This window comes from Paeniglutamicibacter kerguelensis, assembly GCF_017876535.1.
Classification (GTDB): Bacteria; Actinomycetota; Actinomycetes; order Actinomycetales; family Micrococcaceae; genus Paeniglutamicibacter; species Paeniglutamicibacter kerguelensis.
This window is the reverse complement of record NZ_JAGIOF010000003.1, coordinates 56,490-69,795: the sequence shown is the minus strand read 5'-3', so window position 1 is coordinate 69,795 and position 13,306 is coordinate 56,490. Positions and strand designations below refer to the sequence as shown.

Sequence of the window (13,306 nt, the reverse complement as noted above, 5' to 3'; positions counted from 1 at the left end):
CTCGGAGCACGTTTTCCTCATGGGCTGCGCTGGATAATCCTGTACACCGTGCTTCGGGCCACCCCGAAGAGTTCGGCGATCTCTGCGCTGGTGTGCTGACCTCCCTGGTGGAGGGTTACGAGGTGTTTTTCCTGGGCGGGGGAGAGCTTGGGTTGCTTGCCGCGGAGCTTGCCCTTGGCCTTGGCGATTTGCATGCCTTCGCGGGTGCGGGCGCGGATGAGGTCGGACTCGAATTCGGCGACCATGGCCAGGACGTTGAAGAGGAGCTTGCCGACGGGGTCGGTGGGGTCGTGGATGGACCCGCCGAGGCTGAGCCTGATGTTGCGCTTGGTGAGGTCCTCGACGATGTCCCGGGCGTCGGGCAGCGAACGGGCGAGGCGGTCGAGCTTGGTGACCACGAGGGTGTCGCCGGCCCGGCAGGCGGCGAGGGCCTGTTGGAGTCCGGGGCGTTCGCGGTTCCTCCCGGTGAGGCCGTGGTCGACATAGACCAACTCGTCGGGGACTCCGAGGGCCTTGAGACCCGCTTGTTGGGAGCTGAGGTCTTGGGAGTTGGTGGAGACTCGGGCGTACCCGACCAGGTGTGGTGACATGTCTCGAGTGTAGCGTTTGTGTCACCTGACCGGGACGGTTTTGCGGGCGGGGCATCCGCGAATCGAGAGCCCACGTAGATCCGCGAGTTACCAACGTATTTAACTGTCGGACTTTTGATGTCAGAGTGTCGCGGTGGGGGATCGGCAAATGGTTCGTTCCAGTGCCGTCAAATTGGTGAGATGACTTTCCAAAACGATCTGTTTGCGGAAACTCGGTCAACCAGCTTGTGCGAGGTTTTCACGGTTCTCCAATAATTGGAGATCTTCAGGACACCGCGTCAACGTCCTCGATGTCCGGTGGACCGTCTTATCTCCGAGCGTTTGTTCGTGAGGGATCGTTCAACGCGGGGTTGACTTCAGCGCCCTGGCTCTTCAGGAAGCTGTCGGGTTAGCGGACGTGCAAGGAGGCCGACGTCTTGGTGGCCGCTTTGTATCCGGGAAAGGTTCCGGTGATGCAGACGCTGATTCTCTTGCCGCGATCGGTTCGGGTGAGCTTGTAGGTCTTGCCTGTGGACATGGATTTGGCCTTGCCGTTGCGTAGCCAGGTGTACTTCACCGAGACTTTGGGCTTGAAGGTTGAATGCGATGCGGTCAGTGGGGATCTGACGCGCCGGTGCCTTTCGCTTTCACGGCGGGCGCGGACAAAGTGCCATATGCGACGGACCGAGTCTGCGCGGAGGCCGTGTACAAGTGGTCTGACGCCGAGGACGGAGGCATGGACGCGGGCGCTGAGCTTGTTGCCGTGGTCCTTGGCCGTGGGCGTGTAGGTTTTGCCCGTGGCCCTGGACATGTTCTTACCGTTGTGCAGCCACTGGTAGCGCACGGCAGAACCAAACCCATGGGATCCATGTGGGGCAGTCAGCCCTTTTCCCACCTTCGGCGTTCCCTAAACGGTGGTGCTGAAGGTGGGGTCGCCAACCGGGAGCTGGGCGCTGTCTACGGAAACGGGCGCCAGTCCTGGTTTTCCGCCAGCGACTCGCACAAAGAGCCCCCAATCAACCCACGGTTGACGTCCATAGGCCCTGCTGCATAGGTGGGAATGTGGCACCGGTAATTGGGGACCCTCGGTACCCTCCGGGCGCTAGGTAACCCCCTTTTCATTGGAAGGCCAGCTTCACGCCACTTGCCCAGCCAGCTGGGACGGCTTCCAAAGTCGAACCGACCGAGCCTTTGCCGGCCATGGCGGCCGTGCCGCCCGGGACGCGTCCTCGGGCGGAGCTGATCGAAGCGCTGGTGACTCTGGCCGGCTTCCTGCCGTGTATCCCATCCTTCGACAGCAGAAGGCCAATGTTTTACCGCCAAAATCGGGATTCTTGCGGGGCCAACTACCCGAACGTAGCGATAGACGCCGCCTCATGCACCAAATGCATCCAGCTCTGATCAAGCTTGCCCCGCCCGGTGGAGATGAAATGCGGGGCAACATTGAACCGTGTCAGGTCTTAGTCATTCCGAGCACCCAAAACCGTCGTGCGGCACCTGACCTTTTCCCATCCCGGTATACCAAGAGAGCATTTCTATTGACCAACAATGAGATGCGTGACACTATTTGGAGGTGAAATTAAGATTTCACCAGGCGGAAACTAGTGAGTAGCGGGCGATCCCCCCAGGACCCAGTTTTCGATCTTTACAATTCGGCCCAGGCGAGATTGCCCGGCCATACACTCCACCATTTCCCCCTGTGGCTGCAATTGCGCTCCGGCCTGCCCGCTCGATGTGGCAAGGTGCGCGAAGCCTCAGGCTCGGGGCAACGAAAGGCGATATCCGTGTCGTTAGAACAGAACACTGAACAGGGCGATCCCACGTCAAATCAGCATTTCAGTCCACGGCTTAGCAATGAAGACCTCCTTCCGGTCAAGACCAAAACTTGGGGCACCTACAGCCTGTTCTCCATGTGGATGTCCAATGTCCACAGCGTTGCAGGCTACGTTTTTGCCGCAAGCCTGTTCGCACTGGGGATACCCGGTTGGCAGGTCCTGATTGCCCTACTTCTGGGCATCGGTTTGACCAATTTCTTTGTCAACAAAGTCGGAAAAATCGGCCAGACATATGGCATACCATTCGCGGTGTCATGCCGCCCCAGCTTCGGCGTCTTGGGGGCCAACATTCCAGGAATCATCAAGGCCGTCATCGCAACGTGTTGGTATGGCATCCAGACATGGGTGGCTTCCACCGCTATCGTTGTCGCCTTACTGCGCTTCTTCCCCAACCTCACGCCCCTGACGGAAGATTCCTTCTTGGGGCTATCGACACTCGGATGGATTGCATTCCTCGTTCTCTGGGCCATCCAATTCATTGTCTTTTATCGGGGCATCGAGACGGTTCGGCGTTTCTGCGATTGGGCCGGGCCCGGGGTCTATGTCGTAATGTTCCTGCTGGCCGGATGGATCGTAATGAAGGCCGGTCCGGGCAACATCAGTTTTACGCTCAGCTCCGAGCAACTCACCGGCGGCCAGATGTGGGGAATGTTCATCACCGCCGTGGCCCTGGTCGTATCGTACTTTGCGGGGACAACCTTGAACTTTGCGGACTTCTCCAGATTGCTGAAGTCGCCCAAGAGCATGAAACGCGGCAACTTCCTCGGACTGCCCGTGAATCTGATGATTTTCGCCCTCGTCACCGTCGTCACCACGTCAGGTGGCTTCGAGGTATTCGGTGAAATGATCATGGACCCGGTTCACCTTGTTGCGCGGATCGACCACACCACTGCGGTGTTGCTAGGCGTCCTGACATTTGCCATCTCTACGGTGGCCACCAACATTGTCGCAAACTTCATTTCGGCTGCATTTGATTTGGCCAACTTCATTCCGAGCAAGATCAACTTCCGCAAGGGCGGAATCATCGCCTCGATACTCGCCATCGTCGTCATGCCCTGGAACCTCTACAGCAACCCGGACATGATCCAATACACCCTTGGTACGCTCGGCGCTCTCATCGGACCTCTCTTCGGGATCCTCATGGCCGACTTCTACCGCGTCAGGAAACAGCACATTGACACTTCTGCGCTCTACACCGATAGCCCAACGGCCGCCTATTGGTACACCAAAGGCTTTAATTTGACCGCAGTGAAAACTCTGGCGGTCGCCGCCGCGTTCTCCGTGAGTGCAGCTTTAGTACCGATGTTCAGCGTCATCGCGCCCTTCTCCTGGTTCATTGGAGCGGGCGCGGCCTTTGCTCTGTATCCCTATCTCGCCAGGCATCCCAAGCACGGCCTTGCCGCCCAGTCAGCCACGAATGCCACAGTGTCGGATCCCGCATCCTGATCTGGTCCACCGCATTAGTTGCATCCAATCGCCCCTGCCCATGCCCGGATCCCGTTGCTCAACGGATACTGAAAGGATAACCATTGACCTACCACGCATACCTCGACAGAGCATTGCAAGAAGCAGCGGCCAGCGTCGCTGAAGGAGGCATGCCCTTTGGGGCGGTCCTCGTTTGCGACGGAAAAATCGTAGCTAGCGGACGGAACCGCCAGGTCCAGGATCGTCAGTATTTCTCACATGCCGAATTGAATTGTCTTGGCGGTATCGTGCAACAACCTTTCGCACCGGACCAGGACGTTTTCGTCGTAGCTACCGAAGCGCCTTGCCCGATGTGCGCCGGAGCCATCATCGTCAGTGGTGTGCGACGTGTCATTGTCGGTGAGGATGTTCACTACCAGGGAGCCCTGGAGTGGTTGAAAGCAGCGGGGATTGATGTCCAAGTCATCGGTCACCGGGGCTGTATAGATCTTGTAGCCGAGTTCAAAAACCAGCATCGAGACCGGTGGGAAATGTTCAGTGCAGGATAATTCTGGCTTGCATCGCATTTTCTTCTGAACGTGGGTCTCCGGGCAGGCTTGCAATGCCTGGCCGGAGACTCTTCGCCGCCGGACTAAGAAATTGCGCCGACAGGGGTTGAAGGTCAGGGCTTTCGTTTGGGGCTGGTATCCCCAGCGGTGGGTGAACCAGGCTTCGCGGATGAGTCGTCGGAGGATGATGATGCTGTTGGCCAGGCTGATCATGGCGTCGATGACGCGGACCTTCCATTCGGTGCAGATGAGGAGTTTTTGAATCCTCGGTTGTGCCATGAGTTGGTGCGTTCCACGACCCAGCGGGATGCCCCTGCCGTCGGTGAGCACGGAACGCTTGGTGCCCAGCTTGCCGCGGTCCACCGGGGATTTTCCGGCCAGTTCCCCGCCGCACGGGGGCTTGACGATGCACCCGTCCACGGTCAGGTTCTCCAGTTCCATGCCGATGATCCGGTAGTAGGCCTCCTGGCAGATCTGCTCCAGGGCGGCGAAGCTCCCGGCGTTGATCCATGCATCGCGCCGTCGCCGGATCGTGGTGGCCGAGCAGCCGGTGTCGCCGATCTTCTCGTAGGAGGCCCCCAGGACGAGGACCTGGATGAGTTTGTCGAAGACCAAGCGGTCGGTGATCCGTGGCCGGTGGCAGCCCAGCGGGTGGCGGTCCCGGACCGGCGGGATCAGCGCCTCGAATTGGCACCGGAGTGGTTCGATGAGGAATGTTGGAAGGGCAGGCACGACTCTCCTGGGTCAGACGTTTTCTTGGTCGAAAACCTGTTTAACAGGGGTCGTGCCTGCCTTCGTTCCCAATGACGCTTAATTGCGCTGACGTGCGGATGATTGCTGCCGGGTTGGGCGCCTATTGGCGGATTTTCTAAGTCCATGGTTGCTGCAGCATCCGCACTGGTGGCCATCGGCCCGTTGGCCGCATGCCGCACCGCCGCTACCGAGGCCACGCAATCTCCGGCCCCGACGACCGTGGAAGCCTCGGCAATGACCCAAGCAAGCACCCCCTCGCAGATCCTCTCCTCCACTGCTGAGTAAACCACTGGCGCAACCGATGCGAGAGGCAACGCGGTTGCCTTGACTGATGAGAATGTCAGCAACTTCGTCGGAAACGCTTACTTCAAGGCCAACGGCACCTTCGCCATGTTCACCCTCGACGATGCACCCAAGATGCAGGGCAAGCGGACAGTCACGCCGGATGGCAAGACCCGTCATATCCTCCCTCGGGATGACGCCGTCAAGGAACTCTTCACGCGCGATTCGGACATTGTCACGCTGAACGCTGAGGAATTCACGTACCGGGTGTTCCCCGATGCAGAAATGAAGGATGTCTACTTCGACATCGTTCACACTCCGAGAACCCACGCAGAGCCTGCCAAGTAAGTTTCCGCCCTTCAGGCTTCAGATGTGCTGAGTTCAGACGGCCAGTCCTACCGTATGTGCCGTCTGCGCCCGACCAGCCGGCTCACGATGGGTATGTGGGCGAGTTTGTCTAGGGGGAGAGAAGAACGACTCCTGGCACAGCAGTAGGTTCGGGGTCGTTCTTCGTGTACCGCTGCGGCAGTGTGGGCGCAGGGGCGTCATGTGGATGGCAAGACCAAGGTTGATCATTGATGACTGGGGGACTAAATCGTGCCGGGGCCGACAGGTCAGCAACCCATCTCCTCGCATGTTGCTCGAAACCGGGATCACCAAATAAGGTAACGGAAACCCAGAGCTGCATAGACCCTCGGCTCACGCAACCTGCCAAATGCTGCATGTTCACGATTTTCGGTCATAGTTTGCCGAACATGTCTGGTCCCGGAATGGCGATTCTGGGACTTCGATCTGAGAGCATGATGCTATGACAATTACAGTAGTGACCTATCCCACGCTTCCGGACGGCCTGATCTCTCCCTGCTGGGCCTGGGTGATCGATGACAATCAGTGGCGGCTCGGAGGCCACGCCCAAGGCTCGGCCAAAGTAACCGAGCTACCTGCAGTCTTGGACGCCTTGCGCATAACGGCGAATGAGGGCCGGGCCCTACGGATTGTTCTGCAAGATCAACTTCTCGCTGAACATCTAGCTGATTTGCGGCAGCAGTCAGGGTCCCGAAAAACCTTGGGCGACCCCGAACATTCCCTTATGGAAGCAATTGCCCGGGAAACCGTCGGGCGCGAGGTGGAATTTGCATGGGTTGGATCCACAGATAGTGCCGCTACGACGTCACGCCCGTGGTTATTCGTTGCGAATTCGAGGCAGAACGAGGCTAGCGAAGCGGTGCAGGCCTCGACGGATCTGCGTCATGAAATTGTTGGTCTTGAAACCTCGCTTCTCAGCGCCGAGTCGCGCAACGACGTTGAGCGACTCGAGCAAATGATCCACCATGATTTCTACGAAATTGGTCGCACCGGACGCTATTGGGAGCGCGATGACGTGATTCGAGTTCTCAACACCATTCCGGATCAAATTCAGGGCGTGGCCTTCGACCGCGTCGTGGAACTTGCGCCCGGAGTGGCGCACGTCAGGTTCCGTACCGAGGATGCCCTCGGTACGGTCCACAGAAGCTCCATCTGGATGCGCGAGGGGGACCACTGGCAGCAGCGATACCACCAGGGGACACCCGACACGCAGGCCAGCTGAATGTTACGCGGCCACGCGCCCCGGCTGTTCGTCGTCTAACGAAGTTGTTCGAGCAGCATCCTCGTCTCGCGCGCGGGTTCCGCTCCGATCGCGGTGATCGCGGTGACGCATTCGGTGTAGATGGTCAGGACGTCGTCGGAGGAGCCGATTGCGGCGGCAGTGCGCATGCGCAAGCGCCAGGCGGCCTCGCGAAGCGGTTCTTCGCTGAGTACGGCCCGCGCGAACTTGTCTGCCCTGGCGAATGATCCTTGTTCGAAGGCCAGCCGTGCAGCTTCGAGACGTAACGCGGTCGCTGCACCGAGCAATTGCTCGCGTCGGTTGTCGATCCAGAGCGATTTGGCTTTCGGAAGATAGCCGCCTTGGTCGAAGGCTCCCAGTGCAACTTTGATTTCGTGGTCCCGGCGGCGCGGATCGTTGCTTTGGGATCGCTGCGCGATTTGCTCGAAGCGTGCCGCTTCGCTCTCTATGGAGACGTGGTCCGCGAAGGCGATTGCATCGTTGGTGATGAAAGGCCCCACGCCCTCGGGCAGCACCGATCGAAGCTGGTGCACCACCTGCCGCAGGTATGATTTCGAGGCGTTCGTGTCGCGTCCGTCGAACAGGGCATCGAGTAGTTGCTGGCGCGTCACTGTCTTCTCGCCGATCGATGCGAAGTAGGCCAGTAGCTCATAGCTCTTGGCGATGCGGGGTCGTACCTCGGTGTCGCCCACGAGGATTTGCGGCGCTCCGAACTCGTGCAGCTGCACGACGACGGACGAGGAAAGCACCTGCGGGGTGGACTCGTTGAGCAGCCTTCCGCCGAGCCGGTGCCAGTCCGTGTCGCCGTCGGCGAGCGAGTCCAGCCTGCGGGACAGTACCTCGGGGAACTCACGCAGGGCGCGCAAGAGCACCTCGTCGGTGCCCTGCGCCCGGGCGGCGGCCATGGCCTCGTCGGATGCGGTGTCAGCAGCCTCATCGTCCTTGCAATGCCAGGCAACCTCGGCGAGGTACACCGCGGCGGTAGGGAGTTCCAACACCCGGCCCGACTCGCGCATTGAAGCGACAGCACGTTGCAGCCGATAGCGGGCGGATTCGTATTCGCCGAGCATCAGGTGGCTCAGGCCGTGCCAGGTGTCGATCTGTTCGGCGGTGGACTGGTAGACGCGGGCCAGCGGTTCAAGTTCGAGCCCGTCGAGGACCTGCCGTGCCCGGATGGGGTCGCGCACCAACCGCAATTCGAGCTTGGCTTCCGAGAGCTGGGAGAAAAGATCCCAGACCACGGAACCCAGGCGTCTGGCCTCAAGGCGGCCCGCTTCGATGCAGCGCCGCGAGTCAGACTCGCGTCCCATGTCCATGTAGAGTTCGGCGCCCACCACTGCCAGGAGCCCTGCGGTGATCATTCCCGCAGCTTCCACCCGCGCATAGAGTCGATGCGCCTGTTCGAGTTCGCCGACGGCCCGAAGTGCAGCGACCCGCCAAGGCACAACGACTGCCTCCGTCGCCGGATTTTGGGTAGGTGCCGATGCCTCGGCGAGCATTCCGCGCCAGTACCTCAGCCGTGCCAACAAGCCATCCACCTGGCCGCTGGCGCTCCCGTAGGGCGAGAGTGCCGCTACGTCTCGTGAATCGATCAGCGTGAGGAGACCATTGGCCGCGTCCAACTCCGGTCCCGGCGGTGCCACGCCCTGAATTTCGGCCATGTCTTCCGTCCGGCAGGCGTGGTAGTAGCACCAAATCATCATTGCGGCGGCGCGGCTGGAACTGCGGGCAAGCGCCTCGCGTTGCCCCAGGGCTGCCAACTGGTCGGCGATGCGCACGCCGCGCCAGTATTCCTCCCGGGCGACGCAGAGCATCAGCTCGGCAACAGTCAGCGGGCTGAGTCCGGCCTGGCCAAAATCTGCCAGTTCCTCGAGCCAGCGGTCTGCGACGTCGTAGTCGCGCCGATCGATCAAGGTTTCGATGGCTTGCTCGGCGTATGGCAAAGCCTCGGCCAGCGCCTCGATGGCCAGCAGCTCCTCGGTCGCCTCGATGAGGAACCCCTCGGAGGCGAGCAAGCGGCCGAACTTGAGCCGGAGAGCAACAACCTCCGCGCGGGGTCGTCGCTCCAGCAGCACCAACAGATAATCGCGCAGCACGGGGTGGTACCGGACAGACTTGCCACCCGGCGCCCAGACCGCGGGGATCCTGTGGGCCCGAAGCTCGGTCAGGAAGCGTTCGGTGCGTTCGAGTCCCAGTGCAGTGGCGCGCTGGGCATCGACGGAAACCAGAAGCGAGGTGGTGATGGCGAAATCGCGCAGCTCGTCGTTCAACCCCTGCAGGACGTGGGCCCATAGATATGCGTGCAACGGGTCGATCTCAGGTTGGAGGGCCATCCGTATAGGTTCCGCAGTGGTTCCCGCGAAGAGAACACCGACCACCCACCCGCCGGTGGCACGCATGACCGCATCGACATCATCGGTCGAACCGCCGGCCTGCTGCAGCGCGACAACCGCTTCCTGCGGTGTGAAGGCAAGCTCGCGGTCGATGAGGTAGTCCAGCCGTTCCGACCCTGGCGGCGCACTGGAAGGCAGGGTGATGGCGGTGCGCGAGATCAGGATGATCTTCACATTGGCCGGGGCGAAGCCGACAAGATGATCGATGACCTCCATCGCCTTCGGATGCGGAGCCACGCGTTCGAGCTGATCAAGAACCAGCGTGGTTGGAACCTCGCCGAAAAGGGACTCGATCAGCAGCCCGGCAATCTCGCCGTGGGGTGCCTGTGCGGCCATCGCGTGTTGAACCAGTTCCGTCAGATTCGGTGAGAACGGCGCAAGAGCCGCGGCAATGTAGGTCAGCAGACGGCCCGGGGAGGCATCCGCCGCATCGAGCGTTAACCACGCAACCTGGGGTTCATCGCGCAGTGCGGTCCGAACGGCTGTGGTCTTTCCCGCACCGGCGCTGGCGCACACCACAAGTACCGGCAACGCGCCCAACCGGTCCCGAACCGAAGACTCGAGCCGCGGCCGCGGAACCAGGATCTCGGGCAGCGAGGGCGCGGAGATCTTGCCTCGCAGCAACGGAAGGGAGTGTTCCAGTGACACGATCTGCTCCATCTGACGGCGTCGGTGAACGAACGCGTTAAAGTGCGTTAACGAGTGTGACTGAAATTACACGAGATCGTTTCGGATTGGTTAACCGGGCGCTTCATAGTCTGGCTCCATGACAAAGTTGCAGGCCGCGGAAAACCGGGCCACCAGCGCAGAACTGACAGGACGTGAGGTCCGGCGATTGGTCGATCTCATTGTCTCCTCGGATGTCCAGCGACGCAGCATCACACCCCTGAGCCGGATGATTCCGGGATTCTCGATTGATGACGCACGACTCGTGCGTGACGAGGTGATCCGTAGACGAATGTCGAAAGGTGACCGGGGTGCGGTGCTGTTGAACGCCCACGATGGATTGGATCCAGTCATCCTGGGCGAACGCATGCTCTCGTCGACGAACGCACGAATTCCCGTCGGATCGATTCCCTTGAGGGTACGCGGGGTGCTCGGATTCCGGAGCGAACCTGCCCCGAGCCTTCAGGCACCCCAAGGCAAGGGCGCCATGGCGACGCCTGACAAGCTGCAACTCGGCCTTGAAGTTTCGTGGTGCCCCTTCGGCACGTCCCAGACCGAGGATGCAGATCGTATCGCGGTCAACGGTGGGGTGATCCGCCTCGTTTCGGCCGGCACGCACCTCTCGGTGCTAGCCGGTGCGGAGTTCCGCATGCTGCGCGACGGCAAGCCGCTGGCCCTCGGTCGGCTGCCCGCCATGGATGAGATTCAGCGTGCCGTCGCCGAGCTCACCGACGAAGCGGGCACCACGTGGGCGCAACACCTCGGGGAAAGGGCGGCCAGCCGCCCGGAACCCGTGACCGTTTACGCAATCGGGCTCGGAGAGCCCATCTCGCTCTTGGCTAATAGCGCCATAGAGCTGGAGGTGGCGGGTTCCAGCCTTGCCACCGTCATCGCTGACACCGACCACTTTATGTGATGGGAGAACACCGAATGAGCCAGATCAGTACGCCGCCGGCGCAACGAACACCGGTTGAAAACGGCAGCACACCAAAACCTCCCGAATCGGGAAAGAACAGAACGAACGTCACCCAGGACTCATTGTTCCGCCGCTTAATGTACAAGTATGCGGTGCTCGGCGTCTTGATTTTCGTGATCGTTGTTTTCTCTGTCGCGGCACCGGATACCTTCTTCACCTTCGAGAACCTTCGTGTGGTCACGTCCTCCCAGAGCGTGCTGATCATTGCCGCGCTTGGACTCGTCCTACCCTTCGCGGCGGGGGAGTTCGATCTCTCCTTCGGCCCGATGATTGCCTGGTCCTCGATCATCCTCTCCGTGCTCCACGTAAAGCTCGGTCTTCCGGGTGAGATCGCCATCCCGATCGCTCTGGCCTCGACCATGGTCTGGGGTCTGTTGAACTCCTACTTCATCGTGAAGATCGGGATCAGCTCCATGATCACCACGCTCGGCATGGGAACGGTGATCACCGGGCTGACCCTGGCGATCTCCGGCTCCCAGGTCATCGCCGGTGCCCCGGAATTCCTCAGCAACATCGCCACCGCCCAATTCCTCGGCCTGCCCCTGCCCGTCTACTTCGCCTTCCTGCTGGCCTTTGCGGTGTGGGTTTTCATGGAACACACCCCGCTCGGACGCTACATCTACTTCACCGGCGAGGGCCGTGAAGTCGCTCGCCTGAGTGGCCTGCCGACCAACCGCATCCGTGTCTTCGCACTGACCGCCAGCGCGTTCCTGTGCGGACTGGCAGGCGTGCTCAACGTTGGCCGACTCGGCAGTGCCGATCCGAACCTCGGGGCATCCTTCCTGCTTCCCGGCGCAGCGGCCGTCTTCCTTGGGGCGACGGTCATCAAGCCGGGGCGCTTCAACGCCTGGGGAACCGTCATCGCCGTGTTCCTCGTCGTTACAGGCGTCACCGGGCTGCAGATGCTTGGCGGCGCGGGCTGGTTGGAGAACGTGTTCAACGGTGCAGCCCTGGTCCTTGCCGTTTCATTCGCCGCAATCATCAGCCGCAAGTCGGCTTCCTCAACGTAGTACTTCAACACCGCTTTTCAACATCGTAATTTCCCCACTCCGCTCTCCACCACCTCGCACGGAAGGAATCAGTGCAATGAAGCGCTCACGTAATCTCTCCAAGCCACTGGCAACCCTGGGCCTCGGCCTTGCAATCTTGAGCCTGACGGCATGTCAGACCGACAGCAGCACAGCCTCGCTCGCCAGCTCCACTGTCAACGCGGTAGACGGCAAGTCCGCTGCCGAGCAACTCGTCAGCGAAAACGCCAAACCGGCCGCATTCCTCTCACCGGGCGAGGCGATCGACATCTCGCAATTCCGCGGCAAGACCATCGCGGCGGTGACCCTCGATAACTCGTTGCCATTCGTTCGGGCCGTACTGGACGGGATGACGGAGGCTGGCGAACGCGCCGGCGTCAAGGTCGAGGTGTACGACGCGAAGGGCTCGACCGACACCGCGGCGAAGCAAGTGAACCAGGCCCTGGCGGCCAAATCATCGGCCATCGTGGCTTTCGGAATCAACTTCAACCTGCTCCCGACGGCCATCGAGAGCGCCAACCAGGCAGGTGTCCCGGTCATCGGCGCACTGAACGTCGATGCGAATGCTCCGCTGGAAAAGGGAGCGGCAGGCGAAGTGAGCATCGACTACAAGAAGTCGGGCAAGCTGCTGGCCGCCTACGCCATCGCCAACACCGAAGGTCCGGCACACGGAGTCGTGCAGAATCTGCCTTCCATCGAAACCTTCACCGAGATGCGCAAGGGCATCGAGGAGGGCTTCCATGAGTTCTGCTCATCGGAATGCAGCCTGCAGGTCGATGACCTCATGCAGTCGAACTTCAAGACCGCTGCAGAGACCCTGACCGGCTCGGAGATCTCCCGCAACCCGAAGCTGAACTGGATCTTCCCGGCCATCGACGGGATCGCGCAATTCACCATCCCCGCCGTCGAGCTCTCCAGCCGCAAGGACCAGATCCGCGTCGGCAGCATCAATGCGGTAGAGGCGAACCTGGGCTTCATCAGGGACAAGCGCATCCAGGCGGTGGACGTGGGCAACAGCAACAACTGGCTCGGCTGGGCCATGATGGACCGCACGCTGCGCGCCCTGTCCGGGGCGGAACCGGCGATGAGCGAGGTGCCGGTGAAGCTCTTCGATGCGAAGAACATCGAGGGGCTGGACATTTCCTCCGAGGAAGTCCTCTACGACAACGTCGACTACAAGCAGCAGTACGCCAACCTCTGGAAGTAAGCGGGTCCGCGCAAGCGG

At 61.0% G+C, this 13,306-nt stretch carries 10 protein-coding genes and 2 pseudogenes; 8 read left to right on the top strand and 4 right to left on the bottom strand.

Annotation, left to right across the window (positions count from 1 at the left end):
* Positions 1-17: 17 nt before the first annotated feature.
* Both JOF47_RS19415 and JOF47_RS19410 read right to left on the bottom strand, forming a co-directional pair.
* Positions 18-590 carry a recombinase family protein gene (locus JOF47_RS19415; protein WP_210002030.1) on the bottom strand — a complete coding sequence of 191 codons (573 nt, stop codon included), beginning with the start codon at positions 588-590 and terminating at the stop codon, positions 18-20.
* A gap of 388 nt (positions 591-978) precedes the next feature.
* The gene (locus JOF47_RS19410; protein WP_210002028.1) at positions 979-1,413 is read right to left on the bottom strand and encodes a hypothetical protein; all 435 of its coding nucleotides are present in this window, start codon (positions 1,411-1,413) and stop codon (positions 979-981) included.
* A gap of 940 nt (positions 1,414-2,353) precedes the next feature.
* Here JOF47_RS19410 and JOF47_RS19405 point away from each other — a divergent pair.
* Both JOF47_RS19405 and JOF47_RS22535 read left to right on the top strand, forming a co-directional pair.
* Positions 2,354-3,850, top strand: coding sequence for an NCS1 family nucleobase:cation symporter-1 (locus tag JOF47_RS19405; protein WP_210002026.1), 1,497 nt, complete (start codon positions 2,354-2,356; stop codon positions 3,848-3,850).
* A 149-nt stretch (positions 3,851-3,999) separates the two neighbouring features.
* Positions 4,000-4,377, top strand: coding sequence for a nucleoside deaminase (locus tag JOF47_RS22535; protein WP_377738842.1), 378 nt, complete (start codon positions 4,000-4,002; stop codon positions 4,375-4,377).
* Between the two features lie 297 nt (positions 4,378-4,674).
* Here the strand turns inward: JOF47_RS22535 and JOF47_RS19395 are convergent.
* Positions 4,675-5,109: pseudogene (locus JOF47_RS19395) on the bottom strand (transposase family protein); the annotation flags it as partial.
* A 144-nt stretch (positions 5,110-5,253) separates the two neighbouring features.
* On the opposite strand from JOF47_RS19395, the gene JOF47_RS19390 reads away from it, so the two are divergent.
* The 3 genes and pseudogenes from JOF47_RS19390 to JOF47_RS19380 all read left to right on the top strand — a co-directional run bounded on the left by JOF47_RS19390 (position 5,254) and on the right by JOF47_RS19380 (position 7,000).
* Positions 5,254-5,415: a hypothetical protein gene (locus JOF47_RS19390; RefSeq protein ID WP_210002024.1), complete on the top strand. Its 162-nt coding sequence runs from the start codon at positions 5,254-5,256 to the stop codon at positions 5,413-5,415.
* Between the two features lie 12 nt (positions 5,416-5,427).
* Positions 5,428-5,760 (top strand): annotated as a pseudogene (locus JOF47_RS19385) (DUF4822 domain-containing protein); the annotation flags it as partial.
* Between the two features lie 460 nt (positions 5,761-6,220).
* Positions 6,221-7,000 (top strand): DUF4440 domain-containing protein, encoded by a 780-nt coding sequence (locus JOF47_RS19380; RefSeq protein WP_210002020.1) that lies wholly within the window; start codon positions 6,221-6,223, stop codon positions 6,998-7,000.
* Between the two features lie 35 nt (positions 7,001-7,035).
* On the opposite strand, the gene JOF47_RS19375 is transcribed toward JOF47_RS19380, so the two are convergent.
* On the bottom strand, positions 7,036-10,059 hold the full coding sequence (locus tag JOF47_RS19375) for an AfsR/SARP family transcriptional regulator (RefSeq protein ID WP_210002018.1): 3,024 nt from the start codon (positions 10,057-10,059) through the stop codon (positions 7,036-7,038).
* Positions 10,060-10,177: 118 nt separating this feature from the next.
* On the opposite strand from JOF47_RS19375, the gene JOF47_RS19370 reads away from it, so the two are divergent.
* The 3 genes from JOF47_RS19370 to JOF47_RS19360 all read left to right on the top strand — a co-directional run bounded on the left by JOF47_RS19370 (position 10,178) and on the right by JOF47_RS19360 (position 13,288).
* Positions 10,178-10,993: a hypothetical protein gene (locus JOF47_RS19370; RefSeq protein ID WP_210002016.1), complete on the top strand. Its 816-nt coding sequence runs from the start codon at positions 10,178-10,180 to the stop codon at positions 10,991-10,993.
* Positions 10,994-11,007: 14 nt separating this feature from the next.
* On the top strand, positions 11,008-12,063 hold the full coding sequence (locus JOF47_RS19365) for an ABC transporter permease (protein ID WP_210002014.1): 1,056 nt from the start codon (positions 11,008-11,010) through the stop codon (positions 12,061-12,063).
* 76 nt (positions 12,064-12,139) lie between these two features.
* Entirely contained in the window at positions 12,140-13,288 is a 1,149-nt protein-coding gene (locus JOF47_RS19360) for a sugar ABC transporter substrate-binding protein (RefSeq protein WP_210002012.1), read from the top strand.
* Positions 13,289-13,306: the final 18 nt, after the last annotated feature.

Coding starts and splice junctions, on each gene's coding strand:
- JOF47_RS19415 (WP_210002030.1), bottom strand. CDS start 590: ATGTCACCACACCTGGTCGGGTACGCCCGAGTCTCCACCAACTCCCAA.
- JOF47_RS22535 (WP_377738842.1), top strand. CDS start 4,000: ATGCCCTTTGGGGCGGTCCTCGTTTGCGACGGAAAAATCGTAGCTAGC.
- JOF47_RS19390 (WP_210002024.1), top strand. CDS start 5,254: ATGGTTGCTGCAGCATCCGCACTGGTGGCCATCGGCCCGTTGGCCGCA.
- JOF47_RS19380 (WP_210002020.1), top strand. CDS start 6,221: ATGACAATTACAGTAGTGACCTATCCCACGCTTCCGGACGGCCTGATC.
- JOF47_RS19370 (WP_210002016.1), top strand. CDS start 10,178: ATGACAAAGTTGCAGGCCGCGGAAAACCGGGCCACCAGCGCAGAACTG.
- JOF47_RS19365 (WP_210002014.1), top strand. CDS start 11,008: ATGAGCCAGATCAGTACGCCGCCGGCGCAACGAACACCGGTTGAAAAC.
- JOF47_RS19360 (WP_210002012.1), top strand. CDS start 12,140: ATGAAGCGCTCACGTAATCTCTCCAAGCCACTGGCAACCCTGGGCCTC.